The organism is Oceanobacillus sp. FSL K6-0127, assembly GCF_037983385.1.
GTDB classification, from domain to species: domain Bacteria; phylum Bacillota; class Bacilli; order Bacillales; family Amphibacillaceae; genus Oceanobacillus; species Oceanobacillus profundus.
Genome location: NZ_CP150287.1, coordinates 989,675 through 1,012,527 on the forward strand (window position 1 = coordinate 989,675; position 22,853 = coordinate 1,012,527).

22 protein-coding genes and 1 riboswitch are annotated in these 22,853 nt (G+C 38.1%); of the genes, 14 read left to right on the plus strand and 8 right to left on the minus strand.

All coding sequences use genetic code 11. The annotated features are described in order from the left end of the window. Positions 1-41 precede the first annotated feature (41 nt). Positions 42-950 carry a homoserine O-succinyltransferase gene (metA, locus tag MHH64_RS04895; RefSeq protein WP_095312076.1) on the plus strand — a complete coding sequence of 303 codons (909 nt, stop codon included), beginning with the start codon at positions 42-44 and terminating at the stop codon, positions 948-950. Between the two features lie 61 nt (positions 951-1,011). Here metA and MHH64_RS04900 read toward each other — a convergent pair whose 3' ends face one another. Together MHH64_RS04900 and MHH64_RS04905 are read right to left on the minus strand one after the other, a co-directional pair. Beyond that, positions 1,012-1,779, minus strand: coding sequence for a DUF3891 family protein (locus MHH64_RS04900; RefSeq protein WP_303448292.1), 768 nt, complete (start codon positions 1,777-1,779; stop codon positions 1,012-1,014). A gap of 102 nt (positions 1,780-1,881) precedes the next feature. After that, a complete protein-coding gene (locus MHH64_RS04905; RefSeq protein ID WP_340002779.1) occupies positions 1,882-2,367 on the minus strand; it encodes a QueT transporter family protein in 486 nt (161 codons plus the stop codon). 8 nt (positions 2,368-2,375) lie between these two features. Next, positions 2,376-2,420, minus strand: a riboswitch (PreQ1 riboswitch). A 160-nt stretch (positions 2,421-2,580) separates the two neighbouring features. Here MHH64_RS04905 and MHH64_RS04910 point away from each other — a divergent pair. Further along, positions 2,581-3,114, plus strand: coding sequence for a cupin domain-containing protein (locus MHH64_RS04910; RefSeq protein WP_118889237.1), 534 nt, complete (start codon positions 2,581-2,583; stop codon positions 3,112-3,114). A gap of 121 nt (positions 3,115-3,235) precedes the next feature. On the opposite strand, the gene MHH64_RS04915 is transcribed toward MHH64_RS04910, so the two are convergent. Then, on the minus strand, positions 3,236-3,526 hold the full coding sequence (locus MHH64_RS04915) for a hypothetical protein (protein WP_340002780.1): 291 nt from the start codon (positions 3,524-3,526) through the stop codon (positions 3,236-3,238). Positions 3,527-3,562: 36 nt separating this feature from the next. Further along, positions 3,563-4,069, minus strand: a complete 507-nt coding sequence (locus tag MHH64_RS04920; protein ID WP_340002781.1) for a DUF3189 family protein — start codon at positions 4,067-4,069, stop codon at positions 3,563-3,565. A gap of 638 nt (positions 4,070-4,707) precedes the next feature. Between MHH64_RS04920 and nikR the strand changes: the two genes are divergently transcribed. The 7 genes from nikR (at position 4,708) to MHH64_RS04955 (ending at position 11,318) form a co-directional block, all read left to right on the plus strand. Then, complete coding sequence (gene nikR / locus MHH64_RS04925; RefSeq protein ID WP_095312083.1) at positions 4,708-5,127, plus strand: nickel-responsive transcriptional regulator NikR; 420 nt, start codon at positions 4,708-4,710, stop codon at positions 5,125-5,127. Between the two features lie 34 nt (positions 5,128-5,161). Beyond that, positions 5,162-6,775 carry an ABC transporter substrate-binding protein gene (locus MHH64_RS04930; RefSeq protein ID WP_340002782.1) on the plus strand — a complete coding sequence of 538 codons (1,614 nt, stop codon included), beginning with the start codon at positions 5,162-5,164 and terminating at the stop codon, positions 6,773-6,775. Between the two features lie 32 nt (positions 6,776-6,807). Beyond that, positions 6,808-7,821: an ABC transporter permease gene (locus MHH64_RS04935; protein WP_251661059.1), complete on the plus strand. Its 1,014-nt coding sequence runs from the start codon at positions 6,808-6,810 to the stop codon at positions 7,819-7,821. After that, entirely contained in the window at positions 7,793-8,647 is an 855-nt protein-coding gene (locus MHH64_RS04940) for an ABC transporter permease (RefSeq protein WP_095312087.1), read from the plus strand. Before MHH64_RS04935 ends, MHH64_RS04940 begins: the two co-directional genes overlap by 29 nt. Before the next feature lie 30 nt (positions 8,648-8,677). Then, positions 8,678-9,601, plus strand: coding sequence for an ABC transporter ATP-binding protein (locus MHH64_RS04945; RefSeq protein ID WP_340002783.1), 924 nt, complete (start codon positions 8,678-8,680; stop codon positions 9,599-9,601). Then, positions 9,591-10,196: an ATP-binding cassette domain-containing protein gene (locus MHH64_RS04950; RefSeq protein ID WP_340002784.1), complete on the plus strand. Its 606-nt coding sequence runs from the start codon at positions 9,591-9,593 to the stop codon at positions 10,194-10,196. Before MHH64_RS04945 ends, MHH64_RS04950 begins: the two co-directional genes overlap by 11 nt. Positions 10,197-10,451: 255 nt before the next feature. Further along, positions 10,452-11,318: a VOC family protein gene (locus MHH64_RS04955; RefSeq protein ID WP_340002785.1), complete on the plus strand. Its 867-nt coding sequence runs from the start codon at positions 10,452-10,454 to the stop codon at positions 11,316-11,318. Positions 11,319-11,390: 72 nt separating this feature from the next. Here the strand turns inward: MHH64_RS04955 and MHH64_RS04960 are convergent, their stop codons facing one another. Genes MHH64_RS04960 through MHH64_RS04970 form a run of 3 tightly spaced genes read right to left on the minus strand, consistent with a single transcriptional unit; the run spans position 11,391 to position 13,096 of the window. Continuing rightward, positions 11,391-11,990: an alpha/beta hydrolase gene (locus MHH64_RS04960; protein ID WP_340002786.1), complete on the minus strand. Its 600-nt coding sequence runs from the start codon at positions 11,988-11,990 to the stop codon at positions 11,391-11,393. Positions 11,991-12,004: 14 nt separating this feature from the next. Continuing rightward, on the minus strand, positions 12,005-12,616 hold the full coding sequence (locus tag MHH64_RS04965; RefSeq protein ID WP_095312098.1) for a flavin reductase family protein: 612 nt from the start codon (positions 12,614-12,616) through the stop codon (positions 12,005-12,007). A gap of 48 nt (positions 12,617-12,664) precedes the next feature. Beyond that, complete coding sequence (locus MHH64_RS04970) at positions 12,665-13,096, minus strand: MarR family transcriptional regulator (RefSeq protein ID WP_095312100.1); 432 nt, start codon at positions 13,094-13,096, stop codon at positions 12,665-12,667. A gap of 214 nt (positions 13,097-13,310) precedes the next feature. On the opposite strand from MHH64_RS04970, the gene MHH64_RS04975 reads away from it, so the two are divergent. The 5 genes from MHH64_RS04975 (at position 13,311) to MHH64_RS04995 (ending at position 21,212) form a co-directional block, all read left to right on the plus strand. Next, on the plus strand, positions 13,311-15,650 hold the full coding sequence (locus MHH64_RS04975) for a helix-turn-helix domain-containing protein (protein WP_340002787.1): 2,340 nt from the start codon (positions 13,311-13,313) through the stop codon (positions 15,648-15,650). Between the two features lie 418 nt (positions 15,651-16,068). Then, on the plus strand, positions 16,069-17,496 hold the full coding sequence (locus MHH64_RS04980) for an MFS transporter (protein ID WP_095312105.1): 1,428 nt from the start codon (positions 16,069-16,071) through the stop codon (positions 17,494-17,496). 31 nt (positions 17,497-17,527) lie between these two features. Continuing rightward, a complete protein-coding gene (locus MHH64_RS04985) occupies positions 17,528-18,718 on the plus strand; it encodes an amidohydrolase (protein ID WP_303448299.1) in 1,191 nt (396 codons plus the stop codon). Positions 18,719-18,904: 186 nt separating this feature from the next. After that, entirely contained in the window at positions 18,905-20,860 is a 1,956-nt protein-coding gene (locus tag MHH64_RS04990) for an LTA synthase family protein (protein WP_251661049.1), read from the plus strand. A 172-nt stretch (positions 20,861-21,032) separates the two neighbouring features. Next, positions 21,033-21,212 (plus strand): hypothetical protein, encoded by a 180-nt coding sequence (locus MHH64_RS04995; RefSeq protein WP_340002788.1) that lies wholly within the window; start codon positions 21,033-21,035, stop codon positions 21,210-21,212. Positions 21,213-21,251: 39 nt separating this feature from the next. Here MHH64_RS04995 and MHH64_RS05000 read toward each other — a convergent pair whose 3' ends face one another. Then, the gene (locus MHH64_RS05000) at positions 21,252-22,826 is read right to left on the minus strand and encodes a Vga family ABC-F type ribosomal protection protein (RefSeq protein ID WP_340003257.1); all 1,575 of its coding nucleotides are present in this window, start codon (positions 22,824-22,826) and stop codon (positions 21,252-21,254) included. Positions 22,827-22,853: the final 27 nt, after the last annotated feature.

The window sequence follows — 22,853 nt, forward strand, 5'->3', positions numbered from 1 at the left end:
AATAACTTAACAGTATTTTTCCTGAGGGGGATAGAATAAAAATGCCAATTAGAATACCGGCACAATTGCCGGCGAAGGAGATTCTTGAGCAGGAGAATATATTTGTAATGGAAGAAGAGCGCGCGGTTACGCAGGATATTCGGCCACTTAATATATTAATTGTCAATTTGATGCCTGAAAAGCAAAAAACAGAAGCACATCTCCTTCGTTATCTTGGGAATACGCCAATCCAGGTAAACGTCTCATTTTTGAAGATGACGACACATGATTCAAAAAATACGAGTAAATATCATTTGGACACCTTTTATAAACCGTTTTCTGACATTAAAGAGAAGCGGTTCGATGGAATGATTATTACAGGATCGCCTGTTGAGCATCTTTCATTTGAAGAAGTGGATTACTGGGAAGAATTACAAGAGATTATGAATTGGTCAAAAGAAAATGTTACATCGACATTGCATATTTGCTGGGGTGCGCAGGCGGCTTTGTATCACCATTATGGGATTAATAAGCATGAATTACCGGAAAAATGCTTTGGTATTTTTGAACATGAGGTATTACACCGAAATGAGAATCTCGTGCGTGGATTTGATGATTATTTCCTTGCGCCACACTCTAGATATACCGATATTTCGTATGAGGAGATCGCAAACCATTCAAAACTGCAAATCCTGGCCCATTCCGATAAGGCAGGTATTTTCTTAATGTCCTCTAAAGACGGTAAGAATATAATGGCAACAGGTCATCTTGAATATAGTGCAAGTACATTGGCAGAAGAATATCATCGGGACCATCAGAGAGGTATTCTAACACAATTGCCAGAGAACTACTTCCCGAACGATGATCCAAATGAAAAGCCATTACATCGATGGAAAAGTCATTGTAGTTTATTGTTCTCGAATTGGCTGAATTATTATGTCTACCAAACAACACCATATGAATGGGATTAACCAAAGAAATTCGAGCTGAACATCCTCTGGAAGAGGCTAGCTGTTCAGCTCTTTTTGTTGGTTACAAAGTGGTGATCGTTACGTTCCATTCTTCAAAGGTTGCTTCCTCGTAGCTAGCGATTAATCCTTTAGCTGAAAGATCGGCTTTTGGTATTGCTTTTTGTTTAATAACGACGTCAAACGGCTGTTCAAATGGGAAGTCATCTAATACGACTGTGTTCTCATTTTTCCAGTGTAACTGTAAGTGTTCGTCGCAAAATTCGTGCAATGCTTGATTCATGGGAATCCCATCTTTAAAAAAGGAATGTCCGGCATTCATTGCATTACCCGGTTCATTCAAACAAAGATACAAAGAAAGGTTATCACTAAACTGAATAAGCCCATAATGAAAATTAAACAAACGTTTGTTGAATTCGTTTAAAGTGGCAATAATTGATTGCTGCCGTGTGTTTTCTGCTGTAACAAATTCCTGGGCTTCTAGAGAAGTATGATTTAAAAGGAAGCGTTTATAGTGTTCACTGCATAGAAGTGCAGCGTATGAATCTACTTGTTGGACCACATCAATCCCATGCTTATAAAGAACGATTTTCGGTAAGATCGGAAAATCGAAAAAAGAGTAGGGTATTGCTTCTTTGTCGTTCAGAAATGGCTGTTTGTCAAACTCCTTCCAGCCACAGTCATGCTGATATGCTGCGAATTCAACCGAGCTTCGTAAACCGTCTCCTAAAAAGTAATCTTTCTTCCATTGTTTCACAATATCACCGGAAATAGCTGCATGGTGATCCTGCTGAATCAATATTAATTCTTGATTGCGTTCTCGAACAATCATGCTATCCATCCTTTCCGATTTTACGTAACCTAAGTATAAGCAAAATCTGTGGATGATGGAAATAAAATAACCTCCTCATTCGTGAACGAACGAGGAGGTTATTTACATTAGACGATTAAATTTTAATCGCTTATTCAGGGCATATATAATTGGGATACCGATAGCTAATACAACGAACTCACCGACGGCTGTTGTATACCAGGTCAACAGGAACGGAAATTGTAAAGCAAGCTTCAATTCAAATGCAATAATGAACATATTGAATGTAAAGACAATGGTATTCGCAGCAAGCAGCACCCATATATTTTTTATATATTTTGCTATTAGAATGATAATAGCTAATGAAATTGCAGAGTGTGCTACACCAAAGACTAAATCAAACCAACCTAAAGGTGAAAATAATAGGTTATATAAAAATACCCCTATTACAATTCCAAAGAAGTAGCGCTTATCAAATACAATAAGATGGTTAAATACTTCAGAAATGCGGAATTGGATATTTGTAAATCCGAATGGAACAATGAGTGCGGATACAGCAATATATAAAGCAGCTATTAACGCATTCACCACAAGAGTTCTTACTTTCATGTTAATCTCTCTCCTTAGTTTTTTATCGTGGGATGGTTTCGAACCACGTGAAACATATGCTATCATACCAGTGTTTATAAGCCTTTGTAAATACTAATGTATAAAAATTATTTATGGGAAATAATTAAATAACTTTAAAACGGATGTTTTTATTCATATAGGCACGTTACTTAAACATGCCTCATACAATAAATTTGGAATAGAATGAAGGGAATGAGTAAAGTGTACTATTTTTATCCGTATCCTCTGCCTTACTTTACGAACATACCGCATTATCCTTACGAAAGACCGTTTTATTATGGAAGTCTAATGAATGAACAATTACAAAAAAAAGAAGATTTCCGAGTGAAGGATTATGGACCACAACCGTTTGTTATAAATATTAATAAGGCTACACGAAATAATAATACGTATCGTACTGCTATATGGACAGGAGAGCACATGCAAGTTACATTAATGAGTATTCATGTTGGTGATGATATTGGTTTAGAAATACATCCAGATACCGATCAATTCCTGCGAATAGAGCAAGGACAGGGGATTGTAAGAATGGGGAAAAGCAGTAATAACTTGAATTTTGAAAGAAGAGTATACGACGATACAGCAATTATGGTGCCTGCTGGAACATGGCATAATGTAATCAATACAGGCAATATTCCATTAAAGCTTTATACAATATATGCCCCCCCACATCATCCACATGGCACTGTTGAGACAACTAAAGCGGAGGCAATGCTGGAAGAATAGCACGCTGTTATGCCGCAGTATATTTCGTATTATTTTATTTGCCACTAGATGTTGGTTGTTGTTTAGAACGGAGTTTATTTAGCGGGATGGATAGTTTCAATCTTTAAAGAACTGTTTACGCCTATGGGGACTTAGACTTTCTCTTTCTATATTTAAAAGCTAACCAAGTAGTTTTCAATGAAGAATAGGTACCTACTGCCGCAGCACCATAAAAAGCCCCCATAAATATACCAGCCCATAAATCTCCTCTATGACTAATAAAGATGGAAATAATAAACCCAATAATGCTTGCTATGGTAGGAAAGTATTGACGTGGAACAGGAAATACTTTAAAACATTGGGTTAATAACACGACAGCTGGTACAGCAATAACTCCGTCCCAGAAATTTGTGTGAATGGTTGGGTAGTCCATGAGAATCGATTCCTTTCATGTTAAATACTAGAATCATTAATTGAACGATTTATTTTCTAAAACAACAATTTTACTATTTCTAGAAATACTTGCTTTCTTGGTCTGTTCAACTAATCGATTAATCTGATTACAGCACTGTTTAGCACCTGCTATAAGTAATGGAACGCCGATAAAGTCAATGTGTAGACCTCTAGAGAAAAATCCTCCAATTGATATAGCTATAGGTACGGTCGGTGAAGTGTTGGATATTACTATTTTTTCATTAAAATTATATTTTTCCTGTAATAGCTCAATAAGATTTTGTATTGCTGGCACAACATATTTATTATCTTTTCTGCCTATGGTATAAACAGCATTTCCATCTTCATCTAATCCATGAAATATTAATTTTCCAAGATCGTGTTTTGTTAATTTGTTAAAATAATCTACACTCATAATCTCCTCTTTTGTAAGAACTTTGTCAGTCGGGATTTTTTTTAGATGATATGCTGCTGCAAGAGAAGTTGTATGTGTTCCGCCATAGTCATTGTATATAAATATCACGATAATCATCCTCCACTACTATTGTGACCAAGTTCGTCTTTTTTAGCAGATAAGAATGTAAACTTTCATATGCTGCATAAGTGCAACTAGGCATTCGTCTAAAGCCTTGTTTTACTTCAAAGCATAAGAGAATGCATCATACACTTTCATACACTTTCTAAGAATCCCATTAACGAATGCCAAGTTTTGTAATAAAAGAGTAGAGATGTAGGTTTTTAACAAATTTACATTAATTGCATAAAGTTAATAAAATGATTGATTATTATCACATGTCACCTCCTTTAATCTACTTAAAGGAGGGTTATTTATATTTAGAGAATAGACCAAATGGAAGGCAACTGATTAAAAAGAAAAGCTAAGCCTAATCGAAAAAAATGAGTGGCATAGTAACACTTTTTTATGTAAACATAACACCATTAAAATGGAGAATACATTACGTAATCATAATGTATTTATTGACTACATCATTCCAAAATGATAAATTAGAATAGCTATTAAGTCGCGTGAAAAGTGCGATTTTTTTCGTTGTATCAGTGTTACGAATTTTTAAATTCGTGTTACTGGCATGTAGGAATACAATTAGAGTAAAAGTAATTTTTTAATTGATGTAATCAAGGTGAGCGGTTAAGGAGGAAATCATGGACGACTCTTCATTAAAAAGGTTTAGTGTGTCAATGGAAGGGCATTTGCTTGGGAAATTTGATGATTTAGTGAAACAAAGAGGGTATGAAAACCGATCGGAAGCAGTTCGTGACCTGGTTCGGGATGCATTAACACAGCACTCATGGGAGCAGGATGAACAAATTGTTGCTGGGAGTGTTCTTTTATTTTATAATCACCATCAGCGAAATTTAGTAGATGAGCTTACAAAGATTCAGCACCGTATGCATGATAATATCTTGGCAACGACACATTTTCATCTGAATCAAGCGAGCTGTTTAGAGCTGATTATCGTAAAAGGAAAAGCGAAAGACATCCAACAGCTAAGCAATCAGCTGACAAGTATAAAGGGTGTCGACTACGGTAAGTTTACATTAGCTCCTGTGGAGCGAATCTAATTTTGGATATTAAATGAAAATCGGAGTGAAATAAATGAATAAAAAAATAATCGGAATTAGCTTGTTGACTATGTTTATTTTTACTATCTTATTGGCGGGCTGTACACAGTCGGAATCTGATCAAGCAGATGATGCAACAAATGAGAAGGAAGAAAATAAAGATGAGCTTGTATTAGCATTTGGTTCGGAGCCGGAAACTGGATTTGATCCAACAACAGGGTGGGGGCGCTACGGCTCTCCGTTATTTCAAAGCACGCTCTTAAAAAGAGATGATGATCTTGAAATTGTATATGATTTAGCTACAGGTTATGAAGTTGATGGAGAAGTTTGGACGGTGTCATTACGTGATAATGTGAAATTTTCTGATGGAGAACCTTTAACCGCTGAAGATGTTGTGTTTACATTTGAAACGGCAATGGATAACGTATCTGTTGTGGATCTTAATGTAATCGATAAAGTGGAAGCGATAGATGAATATACGGTGGAATTTACGCTAAAACAACCTCAGTCCACATTTGTTAATTCGCTCGTAGCAACAGGGATTGTACCAAAGCATGCCTATACAGAGGATTATGCTGAGAATCCGATTGGATCGGGACCGTTTCAGCTTGTGCAGTGGGATAAAGGACAGCAATTGATTGTTGAGGCTAATCCTGAATATTATGATACAGAACCTTATTTTAAACAGATTACCTTTTTATTCTTAAGTGAGGACGCTTCCTTTGCTGCTGCTCAAGCAGGTAAGGTAGATATGGCATATATACCAGCTGCATTTAGTAACCAAGAGGTTCCTGGCATGAAATTAGAAGCAGTAGAAACAGTGGATAACCGTGGTATTGTCTTTCCTTTTGTAGAGTCAGGAGAAGTTACAGAGGACGGTTTACCAATTGGTAATGACGTAACAGCAGATGTAGCAATTCGTCAGGCGATAAACATAGCTGTTGATCGTCAAGCGTTAGTAGATGGTGTGCTAGAAGGATATGGCACCCCTGCTTATACATCTGTAGATGGGCTGCCGTGGTGGAATCCAGAAACGGTTATTGAGGATGCTGATATGGACCGCGCGCGTACACTATTAGAAGAAGCTGGATGGGAAGATACTGATGGCGACGGAATTTTAGAAAAGGACGGCTTAAAGGCTGAGTTCTCCCTTTATTACTTAGCAAGCGATGCGATACGACAATCACTTGCAATAGCTGTTGCAGATATGATGGAACCACTTGGAATTAAAATTAATGTCGAGGGCGGAAGCTGGGATGTTATCGGTCAGCATATGTATTCCAGTGCTGTATTGATGGGTTGGGGGAGTCACGACCCACATGAGATGTATAACATTTACGGCAGCGATAATGCTGGAATCGACTATTATAATACTGGCTATTATGAGAACGAAACTGTGGATGCATATTTTGAACAGGCACTTGCAGCTTCTAGTGAAGAAGAGGCAATCGATTTTTGGAAAAAGGCTCAATGGGATGGTGAAACTGGTGTAAGTGTACAAGGTGATGCTGCGTGGGCTTGGCTAGTAAATATTGATCACCTGTACCTTGTTAAAGATAATTTGGATATTGGTGATCAACGCATCCACGTACATGGTCATGGATGGCCGGCAACGGATAATATTGCTGATTGGAAATGGAGTAATTAAAGTGTGTACAACCTCTAAAAGGTGTGTTCGAAATGGTTAAAAAGCTGAGCTTTTTTCTTTTTATGAAAGGGATACGAATGGCTACATTACTAGTAGCCATTTGTTTTATTTCCTTTTTATTAGTTAAAAATTCTCCAATTGATCCGGTTCAAGCTTATATTGGAGCGGACATGTTAAATGTAGGTCCTGAACAACGTGCTAAAATAGCTGCATATTGGGGACTGGATCAACCAGTTGGTGTTCAATTTATGAATTGGGGGTCTGCAATTCTTTCTGGGGATTTAGGTACGTCGATGATATATCGCCGCCCTGTTGCTGATATTATTGGGGAGCGTTTTATCAACTCCTTGGTGCTTATGCTGACTGCGTGGGTATTATCAGGAGTTATTGGATTTATCCTTGGTGTTGTTGCCGCAATGAAAAAAGGTACTTGGCTTGATCGATTGATAAAAGGGTACTGTTATACACTGGCTTCCACACCGACATTCTGGATGGGTTTACTTGTATTGATTGTTTTTGCGGTGTGGTTGAAATGGTTTCCGGTTGGGATGGGAGTTCCTGCCGGTGTGCTTGCAGAGGATGTTACGTTACTTGACAGAATTAAACACCTTATATTACCTGCGATAACATTAAGTATACTTGGTGTGGCTAATGTAGCGCTTCATACACGTCAAAAGATGATTGATGTGCTTCAAAGTGACTATATACTATTTGCCCGCGCGCGAGGTGAGCGTGGCATTGTGCTTTTTTGGAGACACGGGCTGCGTAATGTAGCTTTACCAGCAATTACTTTACAATTCGCTGCGTTTAGTGAACTGTTCGGTGGCGCTGTATTAGCTGAACAGGTTTTTTCTTATCCAGGTTTAGGTCAGGCAACGGTTGAAGCTGGCGTAAGAGGGGATGTCCCACTATTATTAGGACTTGTTATTTTTAGTACGTTATTTGTTTTTATTGGCAATCTAATAGCTGATCTGATTTATTTGGTGCTCGATCCTAGGATGAGAGGGGGAGATCGTTATGCTTTCTACTCCAGAAGAAAAAAATAAACAGCCTCTCCTAAATCAGAGAAGGCGGATGCTTCTTACAATTGTTATCGCAGCTTTATTTTTATTAAGTATCATATTAGGTGGGTTATTGTTGGATGAAGGAAGGATAACGACCAATCTAACTGAACGAAACGCTCCTCCATCGTTCGACCATTTATTTGGTACGGATTGGCTGGGCAGAGACATGTTTGCGAGAACAATTATGGGTCTTTCACTCAGTATCGGGGTTGGTTTACTTGGGGCGACAGGAAGTGCGCTGATTGCTCTTGTTCTGGGAATGGCTGCTGCGTCGATGGGGAAAATAGCGGATCGCTTGATTTCCTGGATTATTGATCTTTTCTTGAGTGTACCACATTTGGTGACACTTATTTTAATTGCTTTTACATTAGGTGGAGGGTTTAAAGGAATTGTAGTTGGGTTGATGCTCACGCATTGGCCAAGCCTTGCTCGGGTTGTTCGAGCGGAGGTGCTGCAAGTTCGTTCCGCTGAGTATGTTCAGATGTCGAAACAAATGGGAAAACCGCGTTGGTGGATTGCACTGCATCACATCTTACCACATATAAGTCCGCAAATCTTAATTGGATTTATGCTACTATTTCCACACGTTATATTACATGAAGCGGCTGTTACATTTTTGGGGTTAGGTCTTTCACCGCACGAGCCGGCAATCGGAATTATTTTGTCCGAGTCAATGAAGTATTTATCTTCTGGAATGTGGTGGCTTGCCTTTTTCCCGGGGCTTTGTTTGTTAATTGTTGTAAGGACATTTGATCAAATTGGAGAATATCTGCGGGTGATGCTTGACCCAACAAGAGCACATGAGTAAAAAGTTTTCCAAAGGAAGAGGAGTTAATGAATGTCTATTCTTGAAGTGAAAAATCTATCTGTCTCGTTTAAACAATATACGACTGGTATGAAACAAAAGGAACTCCAGGTTATTTCCGATTTGAACGTTAATCTGGAAGCGGGAAAAATCCTTGCCGTTGTCGGTGCCAGTGGCTCTGGGAAAAGCTTGCTCGCACATGCAATATTAGGTGTGCTTCCAAGCAATGCAAAGATCAGCGGGTCAATGACATATGCGGGAGAAGAGCTAACATATTCTAGGAAAATCGCGTTAAGGGGAAAAGAAATTGCCCTCGTTCCACAATCGGTTAACTATTTGGATCCTTTAATGAAGGTTGGCAAACAGGTACGTACATCGGTAAGGTCTGGTGATCCAGCGAGGAAGCAAAAGGAAGCTTTCGAACGTTATCACCTAACGCAAAAGGTGGAGGAGTTGTATCCATTCCAGCTCTCAGGAGGGATGGCAAGGCGAACGCTATTATCAACTGCTGTTGTCAGTGGAGCAAAGGTAATTATAGCGGATGAACCAACCCCAGGCCTTGATCCTGCTGTGATGAAAGAAGCACTTCGTCATTTCCGGGAATTGGCAGACAGTGGGTGTGCAGTCATGCTGATAACGCATGATATTGATTCTGCTTTATCTATTGCAGATGAGATTGCAGTTTTTTATGCTGGGACGACAGTGGAGATTGCACCAGTTGCAGACTTTACTGGAAAAGGAGAAGCATTACGGCATCCGTATAGCAAAGCTTTATGGCGAGCTTTACCTCAAAATGAATTCATTCCGCTTCCAGGAACACAACCACATGCAAGCTCCCTCCCACCTGGCTGTTTATTCGAACCGCGATGTCCATGGGCAACAGCTGCATGTCGAAAGGGAAGCCCCGATATGAGAGAATTGAGAGACGGTACGGTGAGGTGTATCCATGCAACTTGATGCAAAAGATGTTGGGTTTCGATATGGAAATGGCGAGTGGTTATTTCGCGGAGTGAATTTCACGATAAATCCCGGCGAAATCGTAGGTATTGTCGGGCCAAGTGGGCAGGGGAAAACCACCTTTGCTCGCATATTAGCAGGATTTGAGGATCCGGTTGAGGGAACCGTTACCCTTGGTGGCTTGCCAGTAGAGAAAAAGGGTTACCAGCCGATACAGCTCGTGTTCCAGCATCCAGAAAAAGCAATTAACCCACGCTGGAAAATGCAAAAAAGCTTACGCGAAGGCTGGGAACCGGATCGGACGTTACTAGAAGCGTTTGGTATTGAACAGGAATGGTTAACCCGCTGGCCAAATGAGTTGTCTGGCGGTGAGCTGCAGCGCTTTTGTGTGGTACGAGCATTAGGGCCGGAAACGCGTTTCCTAATAGCAGATGAAATGACAACCATGCTTGATGCAATTACCCAAGCACAAATCTGGCATGCAGTTTTGGAGATAGCAAAAAAACGTGAAATGGGTGTCATTGTGATTAGTCATGAAGCAAATTTGATTGAAAGGCTTTGTAGTCGGGTAGTTACCTTGAATAAAAACGAATAATCAGAGGAAAATAAATGGGATCGAGTATACGCTCGGTCCTTTTGTATTTGCTGGAAGTGAATGTTTAGGATGGACTGCATTATTAAAATTTGATTTTATCATCCTGCTACTAGATTAAAAGGACTCAACTAGGATGTTATATTCCCTGTTCCAGCTTGACAGAGTAACTGATAAAACGTATAATACTTACATAAAGTAACAAAGTAATAATAAGTTATATTTATAAACCGAATTCTACAGAAGGTGGTTAATCGAATGGAGAAGAAATTTTTTGAAGCGCCGACGATTCATGTTGAAGAAGTTAATATAAATGTACGTGATTTATCAAATTCACTTTTATTTTATGAAGGTATTATGGGGTTCCAAGTGTTAGAACAAAGTGAACAGAAAGCAGTATTAACGGCTGATGGTAAGCGTCCGATACTTACATTAGAACAGCCGAAAGATGTAACTCCGAAACAGCAACGAACAACTGGCTTATACCATTTTGCAATTCTGCTGCCAAGCCGTGCTGATTTGGCTGCATTTCTCAAGCATTTTATCCAAACTGGTTTAGCGGACAGACTAGGGTTTGGTGCTTCTGATCATGTTGTTAGTGAGGCTTTATATTTCTCTGATCCTGATGGGAATGGTATTGAAATTGCGCATGATCGGCCCTCTTCAGCATGGGATTGGACAAATAGTCAGGTTACAATGCGGACAGATCCACTGGATGCAGAAGGAATTTTAGCTGAGCAAAAAGAGGAATGGCAGGGAATGCCTGCAAATACGCTTATGGGGCATATTCATTTACATGTTGCCGATTTAGATGCGGCAGAGAAATTCTATATTGATGGATTAGGATTTGATATTGTTACGAAATATCCTGGTGCGTTATTCACATCGCATAACGGCTATCATCATCACGTTGCTGTCAATGTGTGGCGTGGAATTGGCGCCCCTAGACCACTAGCGAACAGTATCGGACTAAATTGGTATTCACTTGTTTTTCCGGATGAAGCGACGCGTAAGAAAACAATCGACCAATTAGAGCAAATCGGCGCTGATGTGACAAATGAAAACGACGCTTATATGACGGAAGATCCAGCCGGTAACAAAATAAAATTAATTGTACGTTCCTAATCGGATTGCATAAATCATAAAAACACCGTTCACGGGCTAGGCTTAAATCAGCATCGAACGGTGTTTTTATTTTTAATTATTATACCAGGCAGCTGCCGCTTTCACTTCGGTCATTGTTAACTGATGTCCGTGACCTTCCCAATGTAATGTTACATTGGCACCCGCAGATTCCAGTAGAGAATGGAGGTCTTCTGATTCTTGTGCAGGGCAAATTGGGTCATTTGTTCCTGCGGCGATAAATACCTGTTTACCAGAAAGATCCGGTAAGTCGATGCCTCTTCTTGGAACCATTGGATGATGTAAAATCGCTGCTTTTAACGCAGCTTGATAATGGAACATTAAGCTTGCTGCAATGTTTGCCCCATTTGAATAGCCGATCGCGACAATGTTATGACGATCAAATTCATATTTTTCTGCTGCTTCATCCAGAAAGTCATTTAGTTCGGCTGTGCGGAAAATAAGATCTTCTTCATCAAAAACCCCTTCAGCAAGTCTTCTGAAAAAACGTGGCATCCCATTTTCGAGAACATTCCCACGTACGCTTAATACATTTGCATCTATGTCAATAATTTCTGCAAATGGAAGGAGATCTTGTTCGGTGCCTCCAGTTCCATGCAGTAACAACAATGTTGGTTTGGAAGGATTGCTTCCTTTTTTGAAAATATGTTTCATTTGTTACACTCCTCCTAGTTTGGCCGTTCTAGTGAAAATAACGCTCCAGTTTTTGCGTAATTACTTCCTGCTAAACGACTTACAGCTTTTAATTTATCTTGGTTAATTCTTCCCGACTCTTCATAAATGTGTTCATCAACATGAAAGCGAACGACCTTTCCAATTAAGAGATCAGTATTAATTGATTCGCCATCACCTAATTCAATCGCTCGTTCTAATTTACATTCAAATCGAACCTTAGCTTCCTTAATTCCCGGTACGGAAATCGCTTCACTTTCTGCAAATGTGAAATTTGTCAGGTCTAGTTCGCTTTCTGTAGCAGGAAGCGATGCAGCGGTTTTATTGACCTCCTCGACATTATACTCATCAACTATATGCACGACAAAGTCTTTGCTTTCTAGTATATTTCGGGCCGTATCCTTTAATTGTCCAGCTTTGCGTTGAATCGAAATGGAAAGCATTGGTGGATTAGAAGAAACAACGTTAAAATAACTAAATGGAGCTCCATTGATTGTTCCGTCATTTGCTTTACTGTTAACAAATGCAATTGGTCTAGGAATAATGCTTCCAGTTAATAATTTGTAATTCTCGCGTTCTGTATTGTTTTCAGGATCAAAGGAAAGCAATGTCATCCCTCCTTAGAATGGAATAGATCGTTACTACTTTTCATGTTCTCACTGTTCTTCACTTTTTTTGCCGACCGTTTTAAGCACGTGAATGATTGTCTTTTTCTCTTCATCAGAAATACCATCAAATAAGTCCTCGATTACTTTTTGATGCTTTGGAAAAATGCCGTCCATCAGTTGGCGTCCCTGGTCTGTCAGTTGTATATAAACAACACGACGATCATCCTTGCAATTACTTCGTTCGAGCAGCTCTTTGTTTTCGAGTTTATCGATTACATAAGTAATGGACCCCGTATTAATAAGAACAGCCTCGGAAATTTGGCGTATCGTTTGTCTGCCTTTGTGGTATAATGCTTCTAAAATAGCAAAATCGGAAGTGCGCATGCCATGACTGCTAATATCTTTTTTAATTCTCTCTTCAATTGACTTGTAAGCCTTCATTAATACGACATAAGCTTTTAATGACAGATTTTCACTCATTCTTTTCCCTCCTAAAGCGTATCTAATATATGTTATTCAGATATAATTAATTAAAATATCTTTAATTAATTATAATTATATAAAACTAAATGATTAAAGTCAACCATTATCATAACGTGTTTCAATCATCTACTATAACTTGATTCTCTTTTCCCGGTACATGTAAACTAAAAGATATTGCAGTAGTCATTGTTATTGAATGGAGGAAGGGGAAATGGATAATCAGCTAACGGACTTCAGTATTAACTTACAGCAGATTGAATTTTTAGCTCCAAAAATGAATCAAGGAATTGGAGTTATTTTTGTGATTCAAGGAGATTTAACCGTTGAAACAAATAGTCGATTTTATCAATTGAAAGAAAAAGATGTGCTTGTTATAAATCGGAATCAAGTATACCAAGCGAAAGGAAATAAGGGAAATCACATTCTGTTGTTACAAATTTCCGATCGATTTATGAAGCAGTACTATGAAGCGTATCCGAATAGTCGATTTGAGTGTTTCTCAGGCGACGTAGATATGGAAAAAGATGCGGTCATTAATCGAATCCGTAAACTTTTAGCCGAACTAATGATTGCCTATTTTCGAAGATCAGAGAGTTATCGGATTGAAATCCAATCTTATGTTAGCGAAATCCTGCTTATTCTTATTCGGCGTTTTAAGCAAATGGGAAGAATCCAGGAGCGCATTGATACAGGAGATCAACGAATCAGAGAAATCATTTATTATATGGAAGAAAATTATCATCAAAAAATTACATTAGATGATGTTTCGGAGAAGTTTTACTTATCGTCTAGTTATTTATCACGTTATTTTAAAGAGAAGGTTGGAACTGGGTTTAATCATTATTTGATGAATATTCGTCTTGAGCATGCAGTAAAGGAATTGCTGTATACTTCTGATTCAATCTCTCATATTGCAATGAATAATGGCTTTCCCAATGTAAAGTCATTTGTACATTATTTCAAAGAAGCATATAAAAAGACCCCGAAATTATACCGAGAAGAAAATCAGGAAACCGGTATGGACACGATGAAAACGTATGACATAAAGGATGCAGTTGAAATTATTCAATCATCATCTATTATTGGAGAATTAGGAATGTTACTGACGGATAGTGATGTTGTATTCACTAGTATCGAAACGGAAGCTGAAGAATTAAAGCTTGATATACGACAGGTTAGTCCATCTAAAATTAATCGGCCAATACATAATCTTGCTATCGGTGAGCTAAGTGAGCTATTAAAGGAAGGAGTCAGACTGCAAGTTCTAATGGCAAAGGAAGAAATAGGCTTAGAAAATATTGCAGTACGTAAATTAATTGGTGGTACTACATTTATTCCACCGGTAGAGACGGACGAAATTATCGCGACTACTTCGCCATATTACAATGCGGATTTCGTGTTGAATTTTTTAAGGAAGCATGATTTAGGACTGTTCATTCGGATTGATTACGTTGAAATTTCCCGTGATGAAGAGAATTATATAAGGGAAATGCAAGATTTCATAAAGCATTGCTTGAATGTGTATGGGACTTCCTATATTGAAAAATGGTACTTTATGTTTTATGAACCGTCTGCAACAGCTGTCCTTGTTAGTGAGCTTGAGCGTGTTTATTTGAAATTATATCGTTCGGTTAAGGCGCTTATTCCAAAAGTCAAAGTAGGAGCTTTTCTGCCATTTTCCTATAAAGATGAAAAAACGTCCAAGAATCATACTTGGTTAGTGGAGAAAAAAGTACCAATTGATTTCTATGGCTATGAAGCAAACCAAAATGAAATTATCGATTTTGAAGAGTTGGGAGATGATAGATTTTCGCTGGCGAAAGGGTACATAAAGGAAAAAACAGTTAAGCTAAAGACATATTTAAGAAAGCATGGGAAGAATCAGCCGATTAGTTTAATTAGCTGGAACACGCTTTCTGGGAATACACGATTTACGAATGGAACGTTTTTCCGTGGAGCATTAGTATTGCAAAATGCTCTGGACTTGGCTGATGAGGTCGAATCAATAGGTTTTTGGATTAATACAGAACAGCATGAGAAGTCAGGGCGTGATAGGAAAATTCGGATGGAGGGACTTGAGCTTTTTCACTTTTTTAGTGGCAAACGCCCTGCTTATTTTGCGATGCAGTTTTTTGACAGATTAAATGGGGATATTATTGCACGTGGTTCAGAATATATCATGACTAAAAACGACCGTGGCTATCAGCTCGTATTAATGAATATTAATAATGTGAATCCTCATTTTACGATTGAAGAGACATTCTTAAAGAAATTAAATAAAGAAGTTCGCGTAACGATTTCTGGTTTGGAGCCAGGAGAGTATCAAATACGCAAACGGGTTTTTGATAAAGATTTTGGCGCACTTTATACAAAGTGGTGGGACTTAAATAGTAAATACGGAATGGATGAAGAGGTTATTAATTATATTAACGAAACGAGTAAACCATCACTTGAATTATTCGATCAGGTGATTGATGGTGATTGGAGCATGTATGCTTATATGTCATTAAATGCGATTCACTTCTTTGATATACGTAGAGCTTTTTATTAAAAACCGATTAGTATAATCCAAATTATATCTAAAACCAGAAAATAACGGTAAAAAAATAACGGTTAATTTTTTACCGTTATTTTTATATGTGAATTTATGAACATGATTTAACGCTTATTATAATGAAAAATGACTTATTTAAAATGGTGGATTTTTTTATACTAAGGATGTGGTAAAAATGAGCTCAAGAAAGACCGCAGGCATTATTATCCAGTTATGACTTGTTAGAGATAGGTAAGAATAAGATTTACTACATTATTGGGCTGTATAATGCCCATGCCCAAAAATCGTGAAATTCTCAAAACGTGAAGCTTTGGGGTGAACAGACATGATTCTGTTGGACTGACATTCAATGAGAGGGAAGAATACCTCGCAGAATGGGTTTCACTTTATTAATTTTAAAAGGAGAGGTTGTACAATGGATACAGCTTACAAAGGCACCAATAAGATGATTACAGGAATTGTATTTGGAGTTATTACATTTTGGTTATTTGCTCAATCAATGGTTAATATTGTACCAGCAATTCAATCCGATTTAGGTGTTTCATTAAGTACGATTAACGTAGCAATTAGCTTGACTGCTTTATTTTCCGGAATGTTTATTGTAGTGGCTGGAGGTTTAGCAGACCGGATTGGTCGTAAAAAAATTACCTATGTTGGTTTGATTCTAAGTATAATTGGATCCTTATTACTTGTTTTAGCAAACGGATCTATACTTTTAATTGTAGGTCGTATTTTACAAGGTTTATCGGCAGCGGCAATTATGCCTGCTACGATAGCGTTAGTGAAGGAATACTTTGATGGTGAAGATCGTCAGCGAGCACTTAGCTATTGGTCAATTGGCTCTTGGGGTGGTTCAGGATTTTGTTCCTTCTTCGGTGGTGCAATCGCCACATCAATGGGATGGAAATGGATCTTCGTCTTTTCTATTGTTTTTTCACTTTTAGCAATGTGGTTAATTAAAGACACACCTGAAAGCAAAGCAGAAACAACAGGGACATTTAAATTTGATTTCGGTGGTCTAGGAATCTTTATTGTTACAATGCTTGCTTTAAATGTCTTTATTACACAAGGCGCGAGCTTAGGCTGGACTAGCCCATTAACAATAGGACTTGCAGTAATAACGATTGTTGGAGTAATTGGCTTTATTAAGTATGAAGCAAAACGAGATAATGCACTTATCGATTTTAAAATGTTTAAAAGCAAAGCCTATACAGGTGCAACTATTTCTAATTTCTTATTAAATGCAGTAGCTGGTACATTAGTTGTTGCGAACACCTATGTACAGGTGGGGAGAGGCTTCTCGGCGTTTCAATCAGGAATGCTTTCAATTGGTTATCTTGTAGCGGTGCTCGGGATGATTCGCGTAGGTGAAAAGATTATGCAAAAAACTGGCGCAAGAAAACCAATGGTATGGGGAACGGTTTTAACGTTAATCGGTGTAGGTGTGATGGGACTTACTTTCTTGCCAGACCTAATGTATACAATTGTTGTATTCGTTGGATTTATACTCTTTGGTTTAGGTTTAGGAATGTATGCAACACCTTCAACTGATACGGCTGTAACCTTTGCTCCAGCAAATAAAGTTGGAGAAGCTTCCGGAGTGTATAAAATGGCAAGTTCACTTGGAAATGCGTTTGGAGTTGCGATTTCAGCGACAGTATACAGCGCAATCACAGCAATAAGTAGTGTAGAGGTAGCGGCATCCTCAGGAATTATCGTTAATGTAATCTTTGCGATATTATCCTTGATTTCAATTATCGTGTTAGTTCCTAGGGAATCAGGGGAAAATGAAGATGACCCTATCAACGCATCCAATGTACGTCCTGTTGGGGCAAAACATTAAGAATTGAGTCAAAATAGAGGAGGCAGTTGGAATGAGAAGTAAATTGATGGAGATGTTAGAAGCACGCAAAGATGAAATGATTGAAATTCGTCGTTATTTGCATGAAAATCCAGAGCTTTCTTTTAAAGAAGAAAAAACTGCTCAATATATTGCCGACTTTTACAATGGTAAAGATGTAAAAGTAGAGACAAATGTTGGTAATGGTTATGGAATCATTGTAACGATTGTAGGAGGAAAACCGGGAAAAACAATCGGATTAAGAGCGGATTTTGATGCCCTTCCAATTACGGAAGAGGCAGATGTCCCATTTAAATCAAAAAATGAAGGGGTCATGCACGCATGTGGCCATGACGCTCATACAGCATACTTGCTTGTTCTTGCTGATTGCTTGATTCAACTTAAAGAAGAGTTAAATGGTACAATAAAAATTATCCATCAGCATGCAGAAGAGGTTCCGCCAGGTGGTGCAAAAAGCATCCTTGATTCGGGTAAGCTAGATGATTTAGATGCAATTTTTGGTATCCATGTACTTCCGATGGATCCTGCTGGAGTGGTTGGTTATCGCAGTGGCTATGCATTTAATGGCAGATCTTACTTTAAATTGAAAATTCAAGGAACTGGTGGACACGGTTCATCTCCACACACTGCAAATGACTCTATCGTCGCAGGTGCTCATTTTGTAACGGTTGTGCAAACCATTATTAGTCGTCGTTTAAATCCGATGGATCCAGGTGTTGTAACGATTGGATCGTTTGATGGGAAAGGGACATTTAATGTCATCAAAGACAGTGTGGAGCTTGAAGGTGATATTCGCTATATGAGCGCTGAAAGTCAGAAGATTATTGAGGAAGAATTTAAGCGAATTGTTAAAGGGATTGAAGCAGAATTCGGAGTAGAATGTATCCTGGAATATAAATCCGATTATCCACCATTGTACAATACTCCAGAGTATACAGAATTGGTAGCTGAAAGTCTGAAAAACGCTAATGATAAGGATATTAAAGAGGTAAAACAATATCCACCTTTAGCGCCGTCTGAGGACTTCGCTTACTATTTGGAAAAAATACCTGGCAGTTACTTCTTTATCGGATGTACACCAAAAGGAGTAGAAAAGCCTTACTTTAATCACCATCCGAAATTCGATATTGACGAGGACGCCATCCTTGTAGCTGCTAAAGCGGTTGGACATGTTGTTTGCAGTTACTTTGAAAAAAATGAATGATGAGGTTCTATTAAAATTGAAAATACCGCATGAAAATCAAATGAAAATTTTGATTTCATGCGGTTTTGTTTTTTCTGATTGAGATTTTATTACATCTTATCGCAGAGGATTTTTGACAGAATATATATGTGGGTGTATAATATACGCTTGTATCGAACAATCTAATTAAATTTTGAGGTGAATATTGTGAAGAAGTTAATATCTACAAAGATGGGATTCTTCGCTATCGCTGTATTCCTATTTTGGATAAAAACGTATTTGATATATAAAATTGAATTTAGTCTTGGTGTAAGTGGGCCTATGCAAGAGTTTTTACTATTCTTAAATCCGTTAAGTACAGGATTAATATTCTTAGGATTAGCACTCTTTGCTTCTGGTAGAAAAGCTGGCCGATGGATTATTATTCTATCGTTTATTCTAAGCTTTATCCTGTATGCTAATGTTGTATTCTATCGTTTTAATAGTGATTTTATCACGATAGCGACCATGATGCAGACAAGTAACTTTGGTAGTTTAGGTGGAAGTATTGCAAGTTTAGTAGAGTGGCGTGATCTTCTCTATGCATTTGATTTAGTTTTATTAATCGTATTGTATTGGAAGAATCGTACGAACTGGTCAATGGAACGACTAAAGATTCGGAAACCATTCATTGTGCTGGCCGCTGGTGTAATGGCCTTTGTTATCAATCTAGGCTTAGCTGAGGCAGATCGCCCACAGTTGTTAGAGCGTACATTTGACCGTAATTATTTAGTGAAATACTTGGGTGCATATAATTTTATGATTTATGATGCAATCCAAAGCTTTGAGTCATCGACACAACGCGTGCTTGCAGATAGTAGTGATATTACAGAAGTTGAAAACTATACGAAGAGTAAATATGCAGAACCAAATGAAGCTTACTTTGGAAAAGGTGAAGGAAAGAACATTATTAAAATTCATCTAGAATCATTCCAATCCTTTTTGATAGATTTTGAGTTACACGGGGAAGAGGTTACACCGTTCTTAAATTCCTTAGTGAACGATCAAAGTCAAGGATTCACGTATTTTGATAACTTTTTCCACCAAACAGAGCAGGGAAAAACAGCTGATGCTGAGCTGATCATGGATACTTCACTCTATGGCTTGCCACAGGGATCTGCTTTTGTAACACGAGGAAAAAATACGTATCAAGCATTACCTGCAATTCTTGATCAGGAACAAGACTATACAAGTGGAGTATTCCACGGAGATGGTAAATCGTTCTGGAACCGTGATGAAGTGTATAAGCATCTTGGGGTAACAGATTTCTATTATGATATCTTTTATGATATGAGCCCAGATCAGGTTATTAATTATGGATTAAAGGATAAACCATTCTTTGAAGAGTCCATGCCATTATTAGAAGAAATGGAACAGCCATTTTATGCCCATATGATGACATTAACGCACCATCATCCATATTTGATTGATGAAGATGAAGCGACGATTGCCCCTGCTGAAACGGGTGATGGTTCGGTGGACCGTTACTTCCAAACAGCACGTTATCTTGATGAATCATTGGAACAATTCTTTAATGATTTGAAGGAATCTGGACTTTACGAGGATTCAATAATTATGATTTATGGAGACCACTATGGTATCTCAGATAATCATAACCGTGCAATGTCCGAAATTCTTGGTGAAGAAATTACACCATTGAAAAATGCGGAGCTTCAGCGTGTGCCATTTATGATCAAAGTTCCTGGTGTTGAGGGACAAGGTACGAATCATACGTATTCAGGTCAAATTGATGTTATGCCAACGCTTCTGCATATTTTAGGAATTGATGCACGCGATTATATTCTTTTCGGTACAGACATGTTTTCTGAGAACCATAAAGACTATGTGCCATTCAGAAATGGTGGATATATGACGGAAGAATACAGCTTGGTAAATGGCGTTTATTATGACAATGAAACGAAAGAAATTATTGAAGAACCAACAGAAGAGATGAAGGAATTAAGTGAAACAGTTCTTCATGAGCTGGAACTTTCAGACCGGGTATTGAACGGAGACCTACTTCGTTATTACACACCAAATGATGAGTGGGAACCAATTGATCCTGCTGATTATGACTATAATTATGATTTGGAAGATAGCGAAGAAGCCAGTGAAGAAGAATAAGAGGAACAGCACTGACGGAGATGTCAGTGCTGTTTTTGTGTAAAGTGAATCTACATGAAGTAAACAAAACCTATTCCTCGCAATTTTGCCATGTTCAAGATTAGAGATATTACATAATGCGGTAAAATCTAAAACAATGGATTGAAAATATGAAAAAGAAGGTGAACTTCATTTGAAACAAATGATTCGGAGGTTCTTAGTTTGGTTCTCGGCATTGTTTCTATTAAATATCATCGTTAATGTAATCTTCAAATCATCTTTACACCTAACAACTGCTTTTTCTACAGCTTTAGGTGTATCAGCAGGCATCGTAATTGTAGGGAAATGGGTAGAAAGTAGATTGAGCAGATAAGAACATGCAGGTTTGCGGGACAAGCATGTTCTTATCAATTTATTCTGCCTTTTCCAGCTCTCGTTTCCTTTTTAAAAGTGCTTGAAATTCTAGTTCCAATGCTTTTGACGGTTCTAGACTGAGCTTGCTCAGTACTTCCGTTAATTTTGTTTCAATTACAAGTAATTCTTGCTCTATTGAATCAGCGGCCTGCTTTGGAACGTAATTTTTATACGCCTCAAAGCTTCCGTCAAAAAACGTAATTTTTTGTTTTTCGATTGCTAAAATGTGATCAGTGATATTCTCGACAAAACGTCGATCATGAGACACAAGAAGTATTGTACCTTCGTAATCAGTTAGAAGATCTTCTAATGCTTCGACTGCTTCAATATCAAGGTAATTCGTTGGTTCATCTAAGACGAGTGTATTTATATTGCTGACAAATAGTTTTGCAAAAGCTACTTTAACACGTTCTCCACCGCTTAATACTCCTACCTTTTTATATACATCTTCCCGATAAAAATGTAACCTTGCAAGCACAGTGCGAATAAAGGTTTCATCTTGGACAGCTGTTGAGCGAACGTTTTCCAGTATGGAGTCTGTTGTATCAAGGACGTCAAGATTCTGGCTGAAATAACCAATTTTGGCAGCGGGTGATACCGTGATGCCATCCGCTTCGTTCATTATTTTCTTTAACAGCGTTGTTTTACCAGCACCGTTTTTGCCAATAACCGCTATTTTTTGTCCACCACGAATATAGAAACCTGCTGGGTTCCAAAGGATGCGATTGGCTACTTTTCCAGTTAGCTCCTCTGCTCGGATAATAATCTGTCCTGTAAAAGCTTCCTGATTCGGTAAATTCATTTTAATGGCAGGTATTTCTTTTACCTTTTCTACTTTTTGAAGCTTTTCTAATCGAGTTTCTATTGATTTTGCTGTTTTTTGAAGCTTTTTTTGTTTTTTAGCGAAGTATGGCTTCGCTCCAGTAATTTTTGCTTCAGAAGCGCTGACTTGATTCGGTTTTTTCGTTGCGCGTTGTGCTTTTTGCTCCTTCAACTCGCGTGCATGTTCCAATTGTCTTTTCTTTCGTTGGTATTGTTCATATGCGCTTTCTTGTTGTCTGATTGCAAGTTCCTTTTGAGCAATATAATCCGAATAGTTCCCTTTATACACATTGATTTTTTTTTCGTCGATTTCCCAAATCTTCGTACATAGAGCGTCTAAAAAGCTTCGATCATGGGACACAATAACAATAGCTCCTTGCCATCTTTGTAATTGCTTTTCTAAGCTTTCGATATGCTCCGTATCCAAGTTGGTTGTGGGTTCATCCGCAAATAAAAGGCCAGCTTGTGTTGCTAAAGATTGGTTAATATATTCCTGTGTAACTTCACCACCACTTTTTGTTGTATCCGTGTTTTTTAATTGGGGGAGCAATTCACAGGTTGCTCGGAGGTTAATCATACCTTCTTCTGGCTGCCGCTTTCCTGCAAGTATTTCGAGCAGACTTGTCTTACCACTGCCATTTCTTCCAACAAGTCCAATTCGATCTTTATTCTGGATAGCTAAATGATCCGCAGCAAAAAGTAAACGATCCTTGACTTCATACTTGAGTCCGCTTATTTCCATAATAACCATATCTATCATCTCCGTTCTTATTTGGGA